Source organism: Pseudoalteromonas luteoviolacea H33-S (assembly GCF_001625695.1).
Taxonomy (GTDB): domain Bacteria; phylum Pseudomonadota; class Gammaproteobacteria; order Enterobacterales; family Alteromonadaceae; genus Pseudoalteromonas; species Pseudoalteromonas luteoviolacea_B.
Map to the genome: position 1 here is coordinate 1 of NZ_AUXY01000092.1, position 4609 is coordinate 4609.

At 47.8% G+C, this 4609-nt stretch carries 1 protein-coding gene; it reads right to left on the reverse strand.

Going from position 1 to position 4609, the window contains the following annotated elements:
* Positions 1-4609 (reverse strand): non-ribosomal peptide synthetase (locus N477_RS18525; RefSeq protein WP_155731954.1); only part of this gene is annotated, 4609 nt, incomplete at both ends.

Here is a 4609-nt window from a genome sequence, read left to right on the forward strand (position 1 = left end):
CATGCGTTCGATGGTTTGCGCTTTAAATAAATCGGTATTAAATTCCCAGTCCAGCACCAGCCCTTCAACTTCTTCTGAGATATTCAGGGTCAGATCAAACTGGGCGATACCCGGCCCCAGATTATGAACTTCAGAAAGCTCAAGTCCCGGCATCGACAAATGACCCGTTTCATTATTTTGCAGGACCAGCATCACCTGGAATAACGGACTGTGGCTTAGGCTACGATCGGGTTGCAAACGCTCGACGATTTGTTCAAACGGCACCTGCTGACGAGCATAAGCCTCAAGCAACATAGCCTTACTTTGTTTTAGCAATTCAAGGAAGTCTGGCTTAGCGGAGAGATCGCTACGCAGTACCAGAGTATTCACGAAAAAGCCAATCAAACCAGCTACTTCAGCTTGCTCACGATTCGCCACCGGCGTGCCAACAACGATATCTTGTGCATTGCTGTAGCGGGCCAGTAATACTGAAAAAACAGCATGCAACCCCATAAACAAGGTGGCACCTTGTGTCTGACACAGGGCCATTAAACGCTGGTGTGTCCCTTGTTCTATCCTTGAGATATGATGATTACCAGCAAAACTCTGCACCGCAGGTCTGGGGTGATCTAGCGGTAGGCTGTGCAACACCGGTAAGTCGGCCAGCTGTTTTTCCCAGTAAGTTAGCTGTTCATTCAGCACCGCTCCCTGCAGGTAGTTGCGCTGCCAGTGGGCATAATCACCGTACTGGATCGCCAACGGCGGCAAGGGGTTACTTTGCCCTTGGACATAAGCCGTATATAAACGACTAAATTCATTGAGCAAAATCTCCAGGGACCAGCCATCGGAAGCAATATGATGTCTAGTTACCAGCAAGATATGCTCTTTAGCTGAGACTTTCAGCAGCTGCGCACGCAACATCAGATCCCGTGCCAGATCAAACAGTTTCCCCGCTTCTGTTGAAACGGTTTCGACTATTCGGGTCTGCTGTGCTTGTGGCGAAAGGGCTGATAGGTCCGTCAGCGGTACCTCAAAGCTATCCAGTTCGCGGATCAGCTGGAGCGGCTCGCCGTCGTCACCGGCAACAAAACAGGTGCGCAGGCTTTCATGGCGCACCAATATATCAACAATCGCCTGTTGCAGAGCATCCTCATTGAGAGTACCGGTCAGTTTTAACGCTGCCGGCATATTATAATGGGCACTACCGCCATCGATTTGATCTAGCAACCATAATCTTTGCTGGGCAAAAGATAAAGGCAAAGGCTGCTCACGAGAAACCTGTATTAAAGGCGGATGATTCTTCCCCTGTTTTTGAGCAGATATAAATTTTGCCTGGGCCGCCAGAACTGGCTGTTTAAAAATATCCCGCAATTTCATTTGCACATCGAATGACTCACTAATTCGAGCCGCTAGCTTAGTAGCCAACAGGGAGTGTCCTCCCAATTCAAAAAAGTTATCCGTGAGGGCAATCCGCTCAAGCCCCAGCAGCTCTTGCCAGATAACACTTAAGGCTTTTTCTTCTTCCGTTTGCGGTGCCATAAAGTCGTCGTCTGATACCTCATTGTTCGGCTCGGGTAAGGCATTACGGTCAACCTTACCGTTGGCGGTCAAGGGGAAGGACTCCAATACCACAAAAGCCGAGGGCACCATGTATTCAGGCAAAAGCTTGCCTATATGTAGACGCACTGCCTCAACCAGATCACTTTCATCGCTGTCGTTATCGTCAGCAAGTAGATAACCTACTAGGTGTTTCCCCTTTTCGCCTGCCTCCCGGGCAATTACCACAGCTTCCTTGACACGGCTAAAGTCTGCCAAGACATGCTCTATCTCAGCTGGTTCAATGCGAAACCCCCGAATTTTCACTTGATGATCAGTACGGCCAATAAATTCAAGACAACCATCTGCCAGACGGCGCACCAAATCCCCGGTGCGGTACAAACGCCGACAGCTATTGTTGTCCTGCTCATTAAAATAAGGGTTGGCAACAAATTTTTCTGCAGTCAATTTCTCATGATTTAAATAACCTCGAGCCAGGCCCTCACCGCCAATGCATAGCTCCCCTGGTACACCTACTGGCGCCAAGGTGTTTTCATTCAGGATCAATGCTCGAACATTGCCTAGTGGATACCCAATATGAGGCAAGTCGCCGGATATCGGCGTCCAATGGGTATTAACGCTGCATTCCGTCGGACCATAAACATTCACCGCCTTACGTTGATACTGCTGCTGCCAGTCACATAACTTAGCCCACAACTGGAGAGAAATAGCTTCGCCGCCAATGATTAAGTTAGGTAAAGCACTTTCTATTCCCAAATCAAACCAAGCTTCCACCATTAACGGAGTACAGTCGATAACACCGCACTGCCCAAAAGCTTCCCTTATGGTTTGCGGCTCCTGATCGGCATATCTAGGTAAAATACGCAGCGCCACCCCCGACATCAACTGGGATAAGCCCTTAACTGATGAGTCAAATGCATAAGAAGCATTTAATCCCCAACAAGCACCTTCCGGTACTATCTCCATCCGCTGTATTTCAGCGGCAAGATTGACAATTCCTTGATGTTGGATCAAGACCCCTTTGGCCTGTCCGGTCGAGCCTGAGGTGTAAATGACATAGGCCAAATGAGACGAAGTTAATCCCAACGAAGACACCGGCTGGTTACCTTCCGGCATTTTTGTCAACTCATCTTTCACCGACTCTTTATCTAGACATAGGGCGTTTGCTTCAAATAAAGGCAAGCTAACCAAGATCCGCTCTTGAGTTAAGACGATATCGACACCGCTATCCTTAAGCATATAAAGCAAGCGTGATTCAGGATAATCCGGATCAAACGGCACATAAGCACCGCCAGCTTTAAGGATCGCCAATATACCGATAACCATGTCCATAGAGCGATCGACACAAAGCCCCACTAAGGAATCCGGTTTCACCCCTTGCAGCTTAAGGTAATGAGCCAATTGGTTGGCGCGACGATTAAGCTCGCCATAACTCAGGCTACTCTCTTGCGTAATAAGGGCAGTTTTATTTGGCTGCGACGCAACTTGTGCTTCAAATAACTCATGAATGCACAACTGTGGAACAACACTCGACCCATAGTCGTTGCCGGTATTAAGGATTTGATGGCGCTCTTGCCTAGTGACTAGTTCATGAGCGAAAACGTCCTTATCCGGTAACTGCACCATGGCGAGCAATAAAGTTTCAAAATGTTCGGCCATCTGCTGTATGGTCTCTATATCAAAGAGATCGACATTAAAGCCCCATTTGAGTTGCAGCCCTTGCTCACTTTCAATCACATTCAAAGATAAATCAAACTTGGCGGTACCTACAGACGGATCTTCCATAGCCGACAAGGTTAACCCGGGCAGGGACAAACTGCCTTCATCATTGTTTTGTAAGGCCAACATTACCTGAAATAGAGGCATATGGCTCAGATTTCGCTCCGGCTGCAGTCGCTCTACCAAAAGCTCAAAAGGTACCTGTTGGTGCTCATAAGCATCCAGCAATGACTGTTTACTTTGTGCCAGCAACTCACGGAAACCCGGATTACCGGAGGTATCACAGCGTAGTACCAGTGTATTAACAAAAAAGCCGATCAAATCTGCCACTTCCAACTGCTCCCGGTTGGCTACTGGGGTGCCGATCACTATGTCATTTTCATTGCTGTAACGTGACAAAAGTACGGAAAAGACAGCATGTAGTCCCATAAACAAGGTTGCGCCCTGATCCTGACATAATTTCATGAATTTTCTCAGGCTAGCTTTATCTAGACCGGAGGTGTGCACATTGCCAGCAAAACTCTGCCTCGCAGCTCTGGGACGATCAAGCGGCAAATTATGGACCACAGGCAAGCCCGATAAACGGTCTTCCCAATAAGCCAATTGTTCATCAAGCCTAGGACCCTGCAGATAGTTACGCTGCCAGTGAGCGTAATCGCCATATTGGATGGTAAGCGGTGCCAGGGGATTATCTTCTCCCTGCACATAAGCGCTATATAAGCGGCTAAACTCATTAACTAATATACCCATAGACCAGCCGTCTGAGGCAATATGATGCATAGTTACCAGCACAATCTGTTCCCTAGAAGAGAGCTTAAGCAACTGCGCCCTAAGCATAAGTTCTCGGCTTAGGTCAAAAGCTCGTGACGCTTCATCGGAAACCACTGCTGCAATTTTTACTTGCTGCTCCCCTGCCGTAAAAGTGGATAAATCTGTTATCGGTACATGAAAAGTGAAATCCTCCTGAATCTCTTGCCTCGGATCGCCTTCCCCCATTGATATAAAATAAGTGCGCAAGCTTTCATGACGTTGCACCACAGTAAAAAAAGCCCGCTCCAACGCTTGGACATTTAATTTACCTTCCAGCCTTAGAGCCCCCGACATATTGTAGTGGGCACTTCCGCCATCGATCCGGTCAAGTAACCATAGTCTTTGTTGTGCATATGAAAGAGGTAAAGCAAGCTCTCGGGAAACCGGTATTAGTTGCGGCCGATTTGAAGCGCGCTCATAATCAGATAAAACAGTCGCAAGCTCAGCTAATATGGGTCGGCTAAGAAACTCACGTAACGGCAATTTGATATCAAAAGTTTCATTAATTCTGGCCACCAGTTTAGTTGCCAACAAAGAGTGGCCG